Source organism: Brevibacterium pityocampae (genome assembly GCF_039541555.1).
Lineage (GTDB): Bacteria > Actinomycetota > Actinomycetes > Actinomycetales > Brevibacteriaceae > Brevibacterium > Brevibacterium pityocampae.
Genome location: NZ_BAABGL010000015.1, coordinates 115691 through 130005, shown reverse-complemented (window position 1 = coordinate 130005; position 14315 = coordinate 115691). Strand labels below are relative to the sequence as shown.

Here is a 14315-nt window from a genome sequence, read left to right as displayed (position 1 = left end):
TCGGGATCCTGGTTGTTCGGCCACCTGACCAGGTTGTGCTCTCATGCCCGATCGACGAGCAGCGCCCACTCCTGATAGGTGCTCTGCGGCAGGCCCACGGGCTCGAATCCGTGCCGGAGCAGCAGGTTCTCGCAGGAGACGTTCCGCACGTGCACCTTGCCGTGCACGATCCCGCTCGGCGCTCCGCTCGGATCGATCACTGCACGACAGCGCCGGATCGCCCGGTCGACGAGCTCGTCTGCCAGGTGTCCGCCGCAGCCGCGGTGCGCGACGTGCACCCCGCTCGAGGTGATGTAGACGGCCGGCATCCCGACCTCGTGGACTTCGAGTTCGTGGAACTCGAGCCAGGCCCCTGTTGCGATGACGTCCTCGCCCGGGACGCGACCGACGACGAGCTCGTCCCCCACGCGCATCCGATGGCTCGCGTTCCTCAAGAGCGCCTGCGCCTCCCACTCCCAGGGCACGGGATGCGGCAGCCGCCGACCGGCCGGGGTGCGCGGTCGCTCGACCGTGCAGGTGAATGACTGGAGCACAGCGGCGGAGCGCCGATCGGTGATCGTCGACCACTCGAGGCGCTCGGATGTCATGCCTGCTGCCGCGACTCGAGCCAGGCACCGAGTGCCGGCGTGCTGCGCCTGTGCGCCGGGTCGTCGAGCAGTCGGTCCACCGCCTCGGCCTCGGTCTCCGGTTCCTCTACCTCGAAGGTCGTGAGCACGTCCTCGATGTCGACGCCCAGCACGAAGGCGAGCTCCCCGGGGTCGGCCTCCCCGGATTCGACCCGCGCGGTGAGTGCTTCAACGAGCGCGAGAGGGAAGCGCTGGGAAGATGCCTGCTGCTGTCGGTCGGCCACTGCACGGCGGTTCGGGCGCGCACCGTCGAGCGGGTCCGGGGCCCCGCGGAGGAGCGCCGGGGTGCTGCTCTCCAGGGCCGCGCCGGCCTCGGCCGATACCGCGACCTCGAGGAAGCGCAGCCGGGTCAGAAGCGCCCTGGTCGACACCCCGAGCGTCCACAGCACCTGCGTGAGCTCGCTCTCCGACATCGCGGACCAGTCGTGCGCGCGGATCTGTTCAGCGGGAAGCAGCAGCTCGGCGGCGAAGGCGTCCGCGTCGTTCTCCCGGGCCTTCACCGGATGGCGGGAGCCGTCGTGGTGGCCGAGTGCCAGATGAGCCAGTTCGTGGGCCAACGACCAATTGCTGCGGAACCAGCTGGGGTTCGAATTGAGCACGATGATCCCGCGCTCACCGATCCGCAGCGAGTAGTCCGTCGACAGTCCTGCCATGCGGATCACGTCGATCTCGAACGTCGCTTCGATGCTCTCTGCGAACGTGCGGACGAAATCAGGGCCGAGACTCGCGCGCACCCCCTGCGGATCCGCCGGAATCGCTCCGGAGGCCGGCACGGAGCCTGGAAATGCACGCCGGTAGAGATCGGCGATCCGGTCGAGGATCTGCGCATCGTCGCGCGCGCCCGGGTTCGACCGCTCCTTGCGCTGCGGATCCCATGCGTGCCGCGCCGCGAACTCCAGATGGTGAGGGTTCGGAGCACCGGTGAGCAGCCAGGTGAGGTCCGCGTCGAGCGCGCGCGCGATGCGGGTGATCTCGGACAGGGTGAATCCCCGCTGCGCGCTCAGCGCGCGCGACAGCGCATCGGGCTTCATGCCGACAGCCTCAGCGAGACCGCGCTGCGTCATCTCGGCAGGGAGATGGGACCGGATCCGTTGTCCGACCTCGATGAGCTGGGTGTCCATCGCTCCATCCTACCGTGCCGTTGGGAAATTCCCAACGGCACGTCCGTTGGGCCCTGCAGAGGTGAACGGTGCCGCCGGCCGGCAGTGAACTGAGGTCCGGCGGTGCTCAGGTGGCCAGAGATCCTCGATCTCCGGCTCGGGATCGTGGATCTTCGACCACTCGACGCATGTGCGGCGCGCAGGGCCATCGGACGGAGGTGCGGGTCGCCTGACGGAGCGCGGACTCACTCCCCTGCGGGCGGGTTCTCCTCGAGCACGCTGCGCAGGTGGGGCCAGGCGTTCTTGAATCCGGGGTGGAGGAGGTAGCCCTCGACCTCGTCGAGCGGGACCCACGCGAGCTCGACGCTCTCGATGTCGTTGACGAACTCCTCGAGCCGGGTCGTCGCCTGCGCGATCACCGTGGTGTAGCTCCAGCCCTGCTTCTCGAGCACATGGGTGTCGAGCACCTCGACCCCGGTGCCGTCGAGCGCGGGGACCCCGGCCTCCTCGTGGCATTCGCGGATCGCGCCGGCGAGCGCGGTCTCCCCCGCATCGATCGCACCCCCGGGGATGCCCCACGTCCCGCCCTCGGCCGACCACGCGACCCGGTGCTGCAGGAGCACGCCGCGCTCGGGGTCGTGGATGAGCAGACCGGCGGCGCCGAACTTCCCCCAGAACCTCCCCTCGGGCGTCTCCACCCAGCCGTCGCCCGATCGGCGGTGGCGGCGCGGCGGCACGGGGCCGCCTGCGGGGACACCGTGGTGCGGGGTGCCGGAATCCGGGGCGCCGGGCTGCGGCGCATCAGGCGATGAGGACATCGTGGGCCTCCAGGGATGAGGTGACGCCGAAGTCGAACGGCGAAGGGGCGAGGCTGCGGGACGCGATCTCAGCGCCGAGCGCTGCGACCATGGCGCCGTTGTCGGTGCACAGCCGCAGCGGCGGAACGCGCAGGGTGACGCCGGCAGCGGCGCAGCGCTCGGTCAGCCGCTCCCGGAGCCGGGTGTTCGCCGCGACTCCCCCGCCGAGCAGCACGTGGTCGATCCCGGTGTCCTCGCAGGCGAACAGGGTCTTGGTGACGAGCACGTCGACGACGGCCTCCTCGAAGCTCGCGGCGACATCGGCGAGCCGGATCCCGCGGTCACCCGCCCCGGCCTCGTGCGCGGTGACGAAGCGCAGCACGGCGGTCTTGAGCCCGGAGAAGGAGAAGGAGTGCCGGCGCGCGGGATTGCGGAGGTCCGGCGCAGTGGACAGCCCGCGCGGGAACCGCACTGCCTGCGGGTCGCCGGGGACGCCGGTGCCGTCGAGCGCTCCGGCCGCGGCGCGGGAGATGTTCGGTCCGCCCGGGTAGTCGAGTCCGAGCAGCCGGGCGGTCTTGTCGAACGCCTCGCCCGCGGCGTCGTCGATCGTCGCGCCGAGCAGCTCGATGTCGTCGACGATGTCTCCGATCCGCAGGATCTCGGTGTGCCCGCCGGACACGAGGAGCGCGATCGTCGGCGTGTGGAGGCCGGGCGAGTCCTCGGCGACGAGGTCGACGGCGACGTGCGCGGCGAGGTGGTTGATGCCGTAGAGGGGAAGGCCGGTGGCGGCGGCGAGCCCCTTCGCGGCGGACACCCCGACGAGCAGGGCACCGGACAGCCCGGGGCCGGCCGTGACGGCGATCGCGTCGAGGTCCTCGATGCGCACCTGCGCCTCGGCGAGCGCCTGTGCCACGGCAGGGCCGATCGCCTGCACGTGGGCGCGGCTTGCGACCTCCGGGACGACCCCGCCGTAGCGGACGTGCTCGTCCATCGACGAGGCGATGGTGTTCGTCAGCAGCGTGCGGCCGCGCACGATCCCCACCCCGGTCTCGTCGCAGGAGGATTCGATGCCGAGGACGAGCGGCCCGGCGGCGGCGCGGGCGGCGCTGTCGTCGCCGGTCGCGGCACCGCCTGCGGCCCGGCCGCCGTGCGCACGGTCGTTGCGCGCACTGTCGTTGCGCGCACTGTCGCCGCGGGCACGGTCGTTGCGCGCACTGTCGCCGCGGGCACGGTCGCCGGTCAGGCCGTCAGCGATCATGGGGTCCGTCGCCGCCGGGTCGGCGCTCCGGGGCTCCGGGGACGCCCGGGTCATGGGAGCCGAAGTCGTGGCTCCCGTAGTCGATGCCGGTCGATTCCTCGCCCGGCCGGTCGGTGTCCTCCGGATCATTGCTGTCGGAATCGTCCTGTGCCTGGGCGGCGAGCTGCTCGTAGCGGGCGGTGAGCTCGCTCTCGGGGACGTCCGAGGCACCGGCGCCCACAGCCTCGCGGAGCAGTCTCAGGTGGGTCTCCCACACCGGTCCCACCTCGGGCAGGATCTCGGCGGCCTCCTCCGCTGTGGCGAAGGTGCAGGTCAGGGAGATGCGGGTGCCGTCGTTCGTGGGCCGCAGCGAGATCCCGAGCCGGCCGAGCGCGGCGAACTCGAGGAGGACGTGGGAGTCCTCCTCGCAGCTGAGCACCTCGGCCTCGAGGGAGCCGCCGGCCTCCGGGTCCGCGGGCCCAGCCTCATCCGCTCCGTACGTTCCGGCGCTGTCCGATCCAGGGGTGCCCGATCCAGTGCTGCCCACCCCGGAGCGGTCCGTTCCGGGGGTGCCCGATCCGGGGCTGGATCCAGGGCTGTCCGGCCCGGCCACGTCCTCGCCGTCGTCGAGGCGGAAGCGCACCCGGTCGTCATCGACCCGGGTGAAGGGCGCGAACCACTCGGCGCACTCGTCCGCGTCCGCGATCCGGCGCCAGACCTCGGCCGGCGAGGCGTCGACCTCGGTGTCGATGACGAGGTCGGTGCCGGATTCCCAGACGATGAGCGAGGCGTCGATCATCGTGCGCCGTCCTTCTGCTCACGAGGTGCGGCCGCGCGTCCGGCGTCCGGCCAGGCGGCGTCGAGCCGTTCGATCTCCTCGGGACTCAGGGTGAGGTCGGCGCCGGCGAGCAGGTCGCCGAGCTGCTCGGGGACCCGGGCCGAGGCGATCACCGAGGGGATCGTGTCGTGGGCGAGCAGCCAGGCGAGGGCGACCGCGGTCGTCTTGGTCACGTGGTCGCAGGCGACGCTCTGGAGCACGCCGAGCGCGTCGACGGCCTGCTGGTCGTCGACGTACTTCGCCACGGCGCCGCCGCGCACGGAGTCGACCTTCGCACCGGGGATGTGCTTGCCGGTGAGGAATCCGCCGGCGAGCGAGGCGAAGGGCAGCAGCGCCATGCGATCGGCCCGGAGGTGCTCCTCGTACTCGCGGGGGTAGTCGTCGCGGGACACGAGGTTGAAGCGGTTCTGGATCACGCGGTACTCGGCCAGGCCGTTCGCCCGCGCGATCTCCTGAGCGCTCCGGAGACGGTCGAGGGAGAAGTTCGAGGCGCCGAGGTGGCGCACCTTGCCCTCGCGCACGAGCGCGTCGAAGGTCTCCGCGACCGCCGTCTGGTCGGCATCCGGATCGTCCTGGTGGGCGTAGTAGAGGTCGATCCGGTCGGTGCGCAGGCGTCGGAGGGAGTCCTCGACGCAGGCGCGGATGTTCGCGGGATCGAGGGTGGCGCGGCCCTCGAGCATGCCGACCTTCGTGGCGATGACCATGTCGTCGCGGTTGCCGCGCTCGGCCATCCACGCACCGATGATCGACTCGCTCTCTCCACCGGAGTTGCCCTCGACCCAGCACGAATACATGTCTGCGGTGTCGATGAAGTTCCCGCCGGCGGCGGCGTAGGCGTCGAGGACGGCGAAGCTCTGCTCCCGGTCCGCGCCCCAGCCGAACGGATTGCCGCCGAGGTTGAGCGGATGGACGCGGAGGTCGGTGTCTGCGAGGGGAATGAGGTCCATGTCGCCAGGCTATCAAGCGACCCTGCGAGATCTCGCGGTCTGACGGACACTCCCAGAATCCCGGCACCCCGCGGGACGCTCATGTCGGCCCACGGGTCTCCGGGGTCGTTCCGGACCATGGACGTCAGAGCTCTCGAGATCGCTCCGGGTGCCCCGGGTCAGAGGAAGGCGCGCATGACGACGGCGTCGGCGCCGGTGTAATAGCCCGGGCGGCGGTCGAGCTCGGTGAAGCCGTGCGCGGTATAGAGGCCGTGGGCTGCGGTGTTGTCGCTGCGGACGTCGAGGTAGATGACCTCGCATCCGGCTTCTCGGGCGGCGTCCAGGAGGTGGGTGAGCAGGGCGCGCCCGATCCCCCGGCCACGGGCTGCCGGGTGGGCGGCGAGGGTGAGGACATCGGCCTGCGGCCCGGAGACGCCGAGCCCGGCGAAGCCGAGGATCGCACCCGGGTCCCAGGACGCCGGCACGGGGTCTGCCTGACGCCGCGTGTCGTCGGAGCCCGGCGCATCTCCGCCGGGTGCCTCGATGACCACGAACGACTGGCCGGGCGTCGCCACCGCCGCCCAGTAGTACTCGGTCGACCAGGCTTCGGGGCCGAAGATCTCCGCGTCGAGGGCGGCGACGGCGGGGATGTCGAACCAGCGCAGCCGCCGGATCCGGTGAGCGCCGCTTCCCTCCGCGGTGCCGGGCTCCGGCATCACCGGAGGCTCGTCGTGCGCCGCGCGGAGGGCTGGGCGTCGGGCTCGCGGAGGTACAGCGGGACCGGCGGGAGCAGCGGACGCCCGGCGGCGATCATCCGGGCGGCGACGATCCCGAGGTCCCCGGCGGTCGGTTCGAGGTCGGCCGGTGCGGTGCCGGTGGGATCGCCGAGCTCCCCCGGGAAGAGGAGGAACCCACGGCCGTACCGGAGCGCAGCGCCCTGATCCGGAACGACGTGCAGGTCCGCGGGGAGGCTGACGGCGGGACCGGCGAGCACCTCGGGCACGCCTGCGGCGTCGAGTCCTGCGTACTCGGTCCAGTAGACCTCCTTGCGGCGCGCGTCGGTGGCGACGCGCAGCCGCGGCGCCGGTCCGGCCGGGGAGACCGGCGCATGGGTGCGGAGGGCGCGCAGAGCGAGAGCGTCGTGGCTCGGCAGGCCGTCGACGGGGATGCCCGCGCCGAGTGCGAACCCGATCCCGGTGGCGATCCCGGCGCGCAGACCGGTGAAGGGACCGGGCCCCACCCCGACGACCACCCGGCCCGGGGCCGGCCGACGCTCGAGGAGGGTGCGGATCGCAGGCCCGAGGAGCTCGGCGTGCTTCCGGGCGGAGAACTCGGTCCATTCGGCGAGCACCTCCTCGGTCTCCGCGTCGACGAGCGCGGCGCTCGCCGCGGCCGAGGTGTCGAGCGCGAGGATGATCATCGGGTCTCCGTTCCGGGGCCGGGTTCCCCGGGCTGCTCGGCGACGAGGGCCAGGCGGGCGTCCCAGCCGGGACCGGTGGATTCGAGGACGAGCAGCCGGCTCTCGTCCTCCTCGGCGAGGTCGAGTTCGAGCGGCTCGGGTGCGATAGGCGCAGCGGGAGCGGGATCACCGGGACCAGTATCCGTGGAGTCGGGCCCGGCAGTGCCGGCCCCGTCCTCCTCGAAGGCGCGCACGAGGGTGATCTCGAGGCGTTCGGCGGAGAGCTCCTCGGCGATCCCGTGGCCCCATTCGATGACGGTGACCGATTCCGCGAGGTCGGCGCCGAGGTCGAGGTCGGCGAACTCGGCGGAGTCGTCGAGGCGGTAGGCGTCGACGTGGACGAGGCCCGGCCCCGCGCCGGCCGGGGCGTGCTCGCGGGCGATGACGAAGGTCGGCGAGGACACCCGGCCACGGACGCCGAGGTGCCCGGCGAGGAACTGGGTGAAGGTCGTCTTCCCGGCGCCGAGGTCACCGGTGAGGATGATGACGTCGCCCGGACGCAGGACGGCGGCGAGGCGCGCGGCGAACGCGTCGATCTCCTCCAGGCCGGCGATGCGCAGCTCAGCCCTCATCCGCGGTGCCCTCGTCCCCGGAACCGGTCGTCGACGCCCGCGACCGCAGATGACGGGATCCCGCCCTGCCGCACCGCCGACGTGGCGTCCTGTCCGGCGCCGATGACGACCCGCTCGACGCGCGGGCCGATCCGGGTGACGATCTCGTAGTTCACGGTGTCGGCCCAGGCGGCCCACTCCTCGGCGCCGGGACCCGTGGTGCCGTCGCCGATGATGACGACCTCGTCGTCGATCTCGACGGGCCCCGGTCCGATGTCGAGGATCATCTGGTCCATCGCGACCCGCCCGACCACGGGGTACCGGCGGCCGCGGATCGACACCTGCGCGCGGTTCGAGGCCGCGCGCGGGATCCCGTCGGCGTAGCCGCCGGCGACGAGGGCGAACCGGGTGGGTTCAGTGCACGTGTAGGTGAGGCCGTAGCTCGCACCGTGCCCGGCAGGCACATCCTTGACGGCGAGCACGCGGGAGACGAGGGACATCGCCGGCCGGAGGTCGAGCTCGGCGGCGGTCCGTCCCTCGAAAGGGCTGAGGCCGTAGGTGCTCAGGCCGACACGGGCGAGCCCGCCCGGCACGGGGTCGAGCGAGAGCGCCGCCGGGGAGTTCGCGGCATGGACGAGCAGGGCGGCAGGGTCGCCGAGCGCCCCACCGGCGGACTCGAGCACGGAGACGAGCTGCTCACGTGCCCGGTCGAGGACCGCGAGCTGGTTCCCGGTCTCCGGGTCACCGATGACGTCGGCGTTCGCGAGGTGGGTCATGATGCCGACGACCTCGACCGGGCCCGCGGTACGCGCGGCGGCCTCCGCGAGCTCGGGCAGGAACGCGGTGAATGCCTCGGGGGTGAAGCCGTTGCGGCCCAGCCCGGTGTCGATCTTGAGGTGCACCCGCACGGTGCGTCCGGAGGCCTCGGCGGCGCGGATCACCTGGCGCAGCGCGCCGGCGGTCGACACCCCGAGCTCGATGCCCGCCCGCGCGCAGGCGGTGAGGTCCGTGCGGTCGTCGTAGAGCCAGCACAGGATCCGCTCGCGCCGCACCGCGGGATCCTCACCGAGCAGGGCGGCGAGCTGGAGCGCCTCGGGCACCGTCGCCACGCCGAAGTCGGCGACGCCGGCGGCGCGGCAGGCGTCGACGACTGCGGCGAGGCCGTGGCCGTAGGCGTCGGCCTTGACGACGCTGAGCAGGGTCGCCGGGGCGACCCGGGCCGCGATCGTCGCCGCGTTGTGGGTGATGGCTCCGGTGTCGATCCGCGCCTGCACCACTGTCCCCGGGAAGGAGACCACCGGCGGTCCGACCGGCGACGGTGCAGCATCGGGTGCGGTCATTCGCCCCTCCGGCCGTCGTTCTGCCCGGTTCCCGCGCCGGCACTTCCGGCCTTGAGACCGAGCACGATGTCCTCCACGGCTGCCGGGAGCCCTGAGGCGTGCGTGGTCCGGTGGCCGGCGAGCCCGTGCACGGTGACCGCGAGCCCGGCGAGGATCGCGATGTCGGTGGCCGGGCCGCTCCAGTCCGCCTGGTCGTACGGACCGCTGCGCTCGGCCACGCGGTGTTCCGCGGTAGTGGCGAGCAGCGCACCGAGGATCCCGGTGAGCACGTCGCCGGACCCGGCCGTGGCGAGCGCCGCCGGTCCCGGCGGCGGGGCGACGACGCTGCCGTCGGGCCGGGCGACGATCGTGCGCCGCCCCTTGAGGGCGATGACGCCTTCGAACGCCTGCGCGGCCCTCACGGCGTGGGTCACCGGATCCGCTTCGACCTCCGCGCGGGTGGGCACGCCGGTGGTGAGGCGGCCGAGGAGGTCGACGAGCTCACCGGCGTGCGGCGTCACGATGCACGTGGTCTCGAGCGGGCGGGTGAGGAGTCCGAGGCCGCCGGCGTCGATGACGAGGGGCAGGGACCGGTTCTCCGCCTCGATGATGGCGCGGCGCATGAGGAGGGTGTCGGGGGCGCCCGGGCCGACGGCCCACGCCTGGACCCGCCCCGGTTCGGTGACGACCTCGGGGCAGCGGTCGAGCACGGCCGCGGTGACCTCGTCGGGGGCGAGCAGGCGGAGCATGCCGAGCCCGGTGGACACGGCCGCAGCGGTGGTGAGCAGCCCTGCGCCGGGGTAGCGGTGGGATCCGGCGACGAGGCCGAGGACGCCGCGGGTGTACTTGTGCATGTCCGGCTGCGGGAACGGCCAGCCGACGGCGAGGTCGGCGGGCTCGGGCGCCTCGACGGTGGGACGGAACGGGGCGAGGTCGAGTCCGATGTCGACGAGGGCGAGCTCTCCCGCGGCGTCGGCGCCGCCGGGCAGCAGCAGTCCGGCCTTGTGCCCGCCGAAGGTCACCGTGCGATCGGCGCGCACGTGGACGGCGCCGACCGCTCCGGTGGTGGCGTCGACCCCGGTGGGGACGTCGACCGCGATGACACGCTGCCGCCGGGCGCTCCCGGTGCCGGAGGCCGCGGCCTGCCAGTCGGCGATGAACGTGTCGAGCGGTGCGCGCAGCGATCCCGAGGCACCGGTGCCGAGGATCCCGTCGATGACGAGCTCGGCCCGCGCGGTCAGGGGCGCGGATTCGGCGCCGAGCGGTTCGATGTCGCCTCCTGCCGCACGCAGTGCGGCCGCTCCCTCGGGGTGGAGGCGCCCGAGGACGTCGACGACGGTGACGCGGGCGCCGCGGCGGCTGAGGTCCGCGCCGGCGAACAGCGCGTCTCCCCCGTTGTTGCCGGCTCCGGCGAGGACGACGACGCGGGCGCCGGTGACGCACCCGCGCGCCTCGATCAGATCGCGGCGGCAGACCGCGGCGAGGCCGGCGGCGGCGGTGCGCATGAGCACCGGTCCGCGGCCGGCGTCGAGCAGCGGGGCCTCGGCGGCGCGGATCGCCGCTGCGGGATAGCCGAGTCTCATCCCCGCACCTCGGCAGCTCCGTCCCGGGCAGCACCCTCCAGTAAAGCTCCGTCCCGCGCGGTGTCGTCTCCGGCGGCTCTCTCCAGCCGGGCGGCGGCGAGGCGGGCGAGGAACAGTGCGTGGTCGGCGAGCGCGTCCTCGCTGTGGCGGGCGCGCGGGGAGTGGTTGGAGTCCTGCTCCTCGGGCACGGTGCCGGGCATCGCCGCACCCAGGTGTCCGTACGATCCGGGGACGGCCATGAGGACGCGGGAGAAGTCCTCGGAGCCGGCCTTGGGGTGCTCGACGAGGGTGACGCGGTCGGCGCCGAAGAGCTCGGCGAAGGTCTCGCGGTAGAACGCGTTCTCCGCCTCGTCGTTGATCGTCGGCGGCAGCACGGTGTCGTACTCGACCTCGGCGCTCAGCCCGTGGGAGGCGGCGAGCTCACGGACGAGGGCGGGCAGCTCGGCGGCGGCGCGGGTGGTGGTCGTCTCCGAGAAGGTCCGCACGCCGACGGCGAGCGAGGCGGTGTCGGGGACGACGTTCGCCGCGGTCCCGCCGGTGAACTTGCCGACGGTGACGACGATCGGGTCGAACACGTCGAAGCGGCGGGAGACGTACTCCTGGAGCTGTCCGATGATCGCGGCCCCGGTCTGGATCGGGTCGTAGGTGGTGTGCGGGCGCGAGGCGTGCCCGCCCTTGCCGCGGAGGACGACGTCCATCAGGCTGAACGCGGCCATGTAGGAACCCGGCTTCGAGTACAGCCGGCCGATCTCCTGATCCGCGGACACGTGGACACCGTAGGCGGCGACGACCGGGACCCCGGCGGCGTCGAGCACACCCTCGTCGAGCATCATCCCGGCGCCGTCCCAGCCCTCCTCGCCGGGCTGGAACATGAACACGACGTCACCGGCGAGGGAGTCGCGGATGTCGTGGAGGAGCCGGACCGCGCCGACGAGACCGGTGGTGTGGAGGTCGTGGCCGCATGCGTGCATGGCGCCGTTCGTCGCGGCGAAGTCGAAGCCGGTCGCCTCCTCGACGGGCAGGGCGTCCATGTCGCCGCGCAGGAGCACGGCCACGGGCGAGGCGCCGCCCGCGTCACGGCGACCGCCGCGCAGCACCACGGTGAGCGAGCTCAGGCCCTCGCCGCGGGTGATCTCGACGTCGAGGCCCGCGAGCGCCTCCTCGACCCGGCGCTGCGTCTGCGGCAGCTCGAGCCCGATCTCCGGGGACCGGTGCAGATCCCGGCGCAGATCCCGCAGCTCGGGGAGCAGCGCTTGCGCGGACTCGTGCGTGGGCAGGGAGGTTCCGACGATCGATCCGGAGGAGGTCGTCTCGGAGGTGGGAGCGGCGGTATCGGTCATGGCTCCAGAGTAGTCGGTGGGGCGGACGCGCCCTGCAGCCGGTGCTCCGGGCCGCAGCTACGCGTGCTTCCGGCGGGCGGCCTCGCGCTGGGCACGGCGGGCATCCCGGCTCGCCCGCGCCCTCTCCCGCGCCGCGGCGAGCTCGGCGAGCGCCTCGGGCGACCCCGGCAGCAGCGGCGGCGGCTGGTCCGGGGGCGGGGCGAGCGCGGGGCCGGAGCCCTCGACGACGACGAAGGTCATGGTCCGCTCCCCGTCATGGGTGATGGAGAGGTGGACGCGCTCCCCGCCGAGGGACCGGAAGTGCTCGAGCACCCAGCCGGAGAGCCGGAAGCTCGGCGCACCGGAGAAGGCGGAGACCACCTCGGCCTCGTGCCAGGGGATGATCTGCGGCAGCTGGAGGGCCTTGACGAGCGCCTCCTTCGCGGAGAAGCGTGCGGCGAGCGACTCCGGGGTGCGCCGCTTGCCGTTCTTCTTCAGCTGTTCCGCAGGCGTGAGGAGCCGGTCGAGGAGCTCGGGCACCCGCTCGATGTGCTCGGCGAAGCGCGGCACGTCGGCCAGATCGAGGCCGATCCCGATGATCCCCATGCTCACTCCCCTGCTGCTCACTCCCCCAGGCGGGCCGCTGCGGGCCCGGTTCGGGTCACTCGACGGTGACGGACTTCGCGAGGTTGCGCGGCTGGTCGACGTCGAGACCCTTGGCGGTGGCGAGCTCCATCGCGAAGATCTGCAGCGGCACCGTGGTGAGCAGCGGCGCGAGCAGCGTGGTGGTCTGCGGCACGTAGATCACCTCGGAGGCGTAGTCGGCGGCGACCTCGTCGCCCTCCTCCGCGATGACCACGGTGTTCGCCCCGCGCGCCCGGACCTCCTGGATGTTGGAGACGACCTTGGCGTGGAGCGAGTCGCGGCCCTTCTGGCTCGGGAGCACGACGAACACGAGCTGACCGGAGTCGATGAGCGCGATCGGGCCGTGCTTGAGCTCGCCGGCGGCGAACCCCTCGGCGTGGATGTAGGCGAGCTCCTTGAGCTTGAGCGCGCCCTCCATCGCCACCGGGTAGCCGACGTGACGGCCGAGGAACAGCACCGACTGCGTGTCCTGCTGGCTCCGGGCGAGGTCGAGGACCTGCTGCTTCCGCTCGAGGAGAGCGCTGATCTTCGCCGGGATCTGCTGGAGCTCCTCGAGGATGACCTCGACCTCGTCGGCGAACTTGTTGCCGCGCAGCTGCGCGAGGTAGAGACCGAGCAGGTAGCAGGCGACGACCTGTGACAGGAACGCCTTGGTCGAGGCCACCGCGATCTCAGGGCCGGCGTGGGTGTAGAGAGCGGCGTCGGACTCGCGCGGGATCGTCGAGCCGAAGGTGTTGCAGATCGCGATGACCTTCGCACCCTGCTCGCGGGCGTGGCGCACGGCCATGATCGTGTCCATGGTCTCCCCGGACTGGGAGACGGCGACGACGAGGGTCTTCTCGGTGACGACGGGGTCCCGGTACCGGAACTCGTGGGCGAGCTCGACCTCGGTGGGGATCCGGCACCAGTGCTCGATCGCGTACTTCGCGACCTGGCCGGCGTAGGCGGCGGTGCCGCAGGCGATGACGACGATCTTGTCGATCGACTTGAGGACGGTCTCGTCGACGTGCATCTCGTCGAGCACGAGCTTGCCGGAGGCGTCCATCCGGCCGAGCAGGGTGTCGTGGACGGCCTGCGGCTGGTCGTGGATCTCCTTGTCCATGAAGGACGCGAAGCCGCCCTTCTCCGCGGCCGCGGTGTCCCAGTCGACCTCGAAGGGCTCGCCGGCGACCTCGCTGCCCTCGAGGTCGGTGATGAGGACGGAGTCCGGGGTGATGGTGACGACCTCGTCCTGGCCGATCTCGAGCGCCTTGCGGGTGTAGTCGATGAACGCGGCGACGTCGGAGCCGAGGAAGTTCTCCCCCTCGCCCAGGCCGATGACGAGCGGGGAGTTGCGGCGCGCGGCGACGACGGTGCCGGGCAGGTCGGCGTGCACGGCGAGCAGCGTGAAGGCGCCCTCGAGCTGCTTCGCGGTGTCGCGCATCGCCTGCGCGAGGTCACCGGAGGCGCGGTAGTTCTTGGCGAGCTGGTGGGCTGCGACCTCGGTGTCGGTCTCCGATTCGAACTCGACGCCCTCGTCCTGGAGCGCGGCCTTGAGGCTCGCGAAGTTCTCGATGATGCCGTTGTGGATGAGCGCCAGCTTCCCGCCGTCGGCGAGGTGCGGGTGGGCGTTGGCGTCGGTGGGCCCGCCGTGGGTGGCCCAGCGGGTGTGACCGATGCCGGTCATCGCCTCGGGCAGCGGGTGCGCCTCGAGCTCCTCGCGCAGGGCACTGAGCTTGCCGGCCTTCTTGGCGCTCGCGAGCGTGCGGTCGGCGGTCACCAGGGCGACTCCTGCGGAGTCGTATCCGCGGTACTCGAGCCGGGTGAGTCCGGCCATGACCACGTCGAGGGCGCCGTGCCCTGCGGTCTCCGGGGTGGACGACGAGACAAAACCTACGATTCCGCACATGGGGAGTACTCTACCGAGTCATCGCTG

The 14315-nt window shown here is 72.6% G+C and carries 14 protein-coding genes; all 14 read right to left on the bottom strand.

All coding sequences use genetic code 11. From position 1 onward, the window contains the following. Nucleotides 1-41: 41 nt before the first annotated feature. Nucleotides 42-587 carry an N-acetyltransferase gene (locus tag ABD883_RS10415; RefSeq protein WP_345031952.1) on the bottom strand — a complete coding sequence of 182 codons (546 nt, stop codon included), beginning with the start codon at nt 585-587 and terminating at the stop codon, nt 42-44. After that, nucleotides 584-1747 carry a helix-turn-helix domain-containing protein gene (locus ABD883_RS10410; RefSeq protein WP_345031949.1) on the bottom strand — a complete coding sequence of 388 codons (1164 nt, stop codon included), beginning with the start codon at nt 1745-1747 and terminating at the stop codon, nt 584-586. The genes ABD883_RS10415 and ABD883_RS10410 overlap by 4 nt, the downstream gene beginning before the upstream one ends. Before the next feature lie 224 nt (nt 1748-1971). Beyond that, nucleotides 1972-2544, bottom strand: a complete 573-nt coding sequence (locus ABD883_RS10405) for an NUDIX domain-containing protein (RefSeq protein WP_137319043.1) — start codon at nt 2542-2544, stop codon at nt 1972-1974. Beyond that, complete coding sequence (gene tsaD, locus ABD883_RS10400; protein ID WP_345031945.1) at nt 2528-3781, bottom strand: tRNA (adenosine(37)-N6)-threonylcarbamoyltransferase complex transferase subunit TsaD; 1254 nt, start codon at nt 3779-3781, stop codon at nt 2528-2530. Before tsaD ends, ABD883_RS10405 begins: the two co-directional genes overlap by 17 nt. Next, nucleotides 3771-4559: an SRPBCC family protein gene (locus ABD883_RS10395; RefSeq protein WP_137319041.1), complete on the bottom strand. Its 789-nt coding sequence runs from the start codon at nt 4557-4559 to the stop codon at nt 3771-3773. The genes tsaD and ABD883_RS10395 overlap by 11 nt, the downstream gene beginning before the upstream one ends. After that, entirely contained in the window at nt 4556-5545 is a 990-nt protein-coding gene (locus tag ABD883_RS10390) for an aldo/keto reductase (protein WP_265808292.1), read from the bottom strand. Before ABD883_RS10390 ends, ABD883_RS10395 begins: the two co-directional genes overlap by 4 nt. A gap of 158 nt (nt 5546-5703) precedes the next feature. Continuing rightward, entirely contained in the window at nt 5704-6240 is a 537-nt protein-coding gene (locus tag ABD883_RS10385) for a GNAT family N-acetyltransferase (RefSeq protein ID WP_345031937.1), read from the bottom strand. Beyond that, nucleotides 6240-6944, bottom strand: coding sequence for a tRNA (adenosine(37)-N6)-threonylcarbamoyltransferase complex dimerization subunit type 1 TsaB (gene tsaB, locus ABD883_RS10380; protein ID WP_137319038.1), 705 nt, complete (start codon nt 6942-6944; stop codon nt 6240-6242). Before tsaB ends, ABD883_RS10385 begins: the two co-directional genes overlap by 1 nt. Then, nucleotides 6941-7555, bottom strand: coding sequence for a tRNA (adenosine(37)-N6)-threonylcarbamoyltransferase complex ATPase subunit type 1 TsaE (tsaE, locus tag ABD883_RS10375; protein WP_345031933.1), 615 nt, complete (start codon nt 7553-7555; stop codon nt 6941-6943). Before tsaE ends, tsaB begins: the two co-directional genes overlap by 4 nt. Then, entirely contained in the window at nt 7552-8874 is a 1323-nt protein-coding gene (gene alr / locus ABD883_RS10370; protein WP_345031931.1) for an alanine racemase, read from the bottom strand. Before alr ends, tsaE begins: the two co-directional genes overlap by 4 nt. Further along, nucleotides 8871-10436 carry an NAD(P)H-hydrate dehydratase gene (locus ABD883_RS10365; RefSeq protein ID WP_345031929.1) on the bottom strand — a complete coding sequence of 522 codons (1566 nt, stop codon included), beginning with the start codon at nt 10434-10436 and terminating at the stop codon, nt 8871-8873. Before ABD883_RS10365 ends, alr begins: the two co-directional genes overlap by 4 nt. Beyond that, a complete protein-coding gene (locus tag ABD883_RS10360) occupies nt 10433-11776 on the bottom strand; it encodes a M20 metallopeptidase family protein (protein WP_345031926.1) in 1344 nt (447 codons plus the stop codon). Before ABD883_RS10360 ends, ABD883_RS10365 begins: the two co-directional genes overlap by 4 nt. Before the next feature lie 57 nt (nt 11777-11833). Beyond that, on the bottom strand, nt 11834-12361 hold the full coding sequence (locus tag ABD883_RS10355; protein WP_137319033.1) for a holo-ACP synthase: 528 nt from the start codon (nt 12359-12361) through the stop codon (nt 11834-11836). 55 nt (nt 12362-12416) lie between these two features. Continuing rightward, the gene (glmS, locus tag ABD883_RS10350) at nt 12417-14288 is read right to left on the bottom strand and encodes a glutamine--fructose-6-phosphate transaminase (isomerizing) (protein WP_345031920.1); all 1872 of its coding nucleotides are present in this window, start codon (nt 14286-14288) and stop codon (nt 12417-12419) included. Nucleotides 14289-14315: the final 27 nt, after the last annotated feature.